This window comes from Actinocrinis sp. (genome assembly GCF_035605935.1).
Classification (GTDB): Bacteria; Actinomycetota; Actinomycetes; order Streptomycetales; family Catenulisporaceae; genus Actinocrinis.
In genome coordinates this window covers 1-2,065 of record NZ_DATNGK010000200.1, presented here as the reverse complement: position 1 = coordinate 2,065, position 2,065 = coordinate 1, and the positions used below count along the sequence as shown (strand labels likewise).

General features: G+C 68.5%; 2 protein-coding genes. One reads left to right on the top strand and one right to left on the bottom strand.

The window, feature by feature from the left end; genetic code table 11:
• Positions 1-219: 219 nt before the first annotated feature.
• Positions 220-693, bottom strand: a complete 474-nt coding sequence (locus VN779_RS16025) for a hypothetical protein (protein WP_325724035.1) — start codon at positions 691-693, stop codon at positions 220-222.
• A 391-nt stretch (positions 694-1,084) separates the two neighbouring features.
• On the opposite strand from VN779_RS16025, the gene VN779_RS16020 reads away from it, so the two are divergent.
• Positions 1,085-2,065: ankyrin repeat domain-containing protein (locus VN779_RS16020; RefSeq protein WP_325724033.1), on the top strand; the 981-nt coding region annotated here is incomplete at its 3' end.

Genomic DNA, 2,065 nt, shown 5'->3' with positions numbered 1-2,065 from the left:
AGCCCACTGCCGAGGATCGTCGCGAGCAGGACGAGCCGGCCCTGCGCGGACCGGTAAGCGAGATCAGGATGTGTGACCACATGCCTTCCTCGGGCTGACGGGCAAGTCTGCTCTCAGCCAACCACGCGACCCGGTCACCGTGTTCCCGTGGGCTCCGCAGCCGTAACCCGAGCCCGGCCTCCGGGCCTCGTCGCCAGAACGGCGGACCGGCTTAGTGCGTCACCGGGCCTTGCGCGCGAGACCGGACCATACCGCGGCGCCAGCCACCACCACCGCTACGGAAATCGCAGCATCGAGGTAGGCGAGGAATTCGGCGTGGCCCAGAACCGGAACAGCCAACACGACAGCCACAGCCGGCACGAAATGAGTGGCAACGACGCAGCCAAACGCGCTCGCGCGGCCGATCCTCGCCTGCAGCAGCGCGAAGATCGCCAACCCCACGAGAACCGACCAGATCCACTGCGCCCAGCCGCCGGCCAGCGCTCCGCCACCGATCATCCGCCACAGCTCTCCGTTGCTGTGATCGCGAACCAGCGTCGTGGTGTCATTGGTGCTCGGCCGAACCGCCTGCACGAAGGCGATCACCGACAGGCTCGCCGCCGCGAGCACGAGGCCGACCGACACGAGACGCCGGGTGGGCCGGATTGCTGTGGTCGGGGTCGTCAGGTCACGCGTTGGAACGAACGTCGTCATCGGTGCTCGCTCTCAGACTGTTGGCGAACGCGGTCGTCATGAAGAGGCACCGACACCGGTCCTGATACAAGGGGAGCCGCGGATCCCGGCCGTCTGTTGCCGCACCTGATGCTGAGTGAATTGACGACAGCTCCCATGGTGTGCCCAGCATTGTCGGGCAACCGATACGGACCGGACACCTGAGCGTTCGCGCAGGCCCATCCCGGGCAGTCAATCCGGTCGCGCTCGGTTCCGAACTTGCGGTATATCGCTACGCTCGAGGCACGGCGTTGGAGGCCGCCGCCGGGTCCGCGGGCAGGACTGAGTCCATCTCCCTAACTATGCGCATACGGGTGTGAGTGACGTTCCCTGGTGCCTGGCTCGCGGACCGTCGGGCTGAAGGGAAGCTGTCATGCCGGATCTGCCCGCTCGTGCGAATCTTGATCAGCTGCGTCGGCAGGCCAAAGACCTGCTGCGCGCGGCGCGTCGCGGAGATGAGACGGCAGTGCGCTCGTTCGCCGCCGTGGCCGGGCCTATGAGTCTTGCGACCGCGCAGCTGACCGTGGCTCGTCGCTACGGATTTGCCAGTTGGGTTGCGCTGAAGACGGAGGTCGAGCGGCGCCGGATCCTGGACGCCCGCGACGTGGACGGCTTGCGGGCGCTGCTCAAGGGGCGCCCAGAACTGGCTTGGCAGCGTATGCAGCATTGGCGTGATCACCCGTCCGGGCCCAGCCCACTTGGTTACGTCGCGATGCTGCGCTACAACACCACGACCGGTACCTGGCGAGAGGTGTCCGGCACGGGTGAGCTCGCCCGAATGCTGATCTCGGCGGGAGCGCCAGTCGACGGACTGCCAGGGGATGCGGAGACTCCCCTGATCACAGCTGCCAGCTACGGCGATGCTGAGCTCGCGGCCGTGCTCATCGCCGAGGGGGCTGACCGCGAGGCGGTATCGGGCGAGACCAGCGGCGGAGTGCCCGGCGGCACCGCGCTGCGGCATGCCGCAGTGTTCGGCATGACCGGAGTGGCAGAGGTGCTGACCGAAGCGGGAGCACGCGATCTTGTGCACGCCGCCGCCTCCGACTCGCTGGACGGGTGGCCGCTGGCCGAGCTCTCGGGAGGCGACCGAGTGGCCGCGCTCCGCATCGCGGCCGAACACGGCCACCTAGCGGTCATTGATCAACTCCTTGCCGCTGGCGCGCCCGTCGACGGCCTGGACCGGGACGGCTCCACCGCATTGCACGAGGCGGCTTACAGCGGCCAGGTCGACACCGTGCGGCACCTACTCGCACGCGGCGCAGATCCTGCGCTCCGCGACTCGCGCTTCGGCGCGACTCCGCTCGGCTGGTGTCAGCACCGGCACGGCGAACTCGGGTCCAGCGCCGCGCACCAG

What these genes read in the sequence shown, in the direction of transcription:
- VN779_RS16025 (WP_325724035.1), bottom strand. Translation starts at nt 693, where the DNA reads ATGACGACGTTCGTTCCAACGCGTGACCTGACGACCCCGACCACAGCA.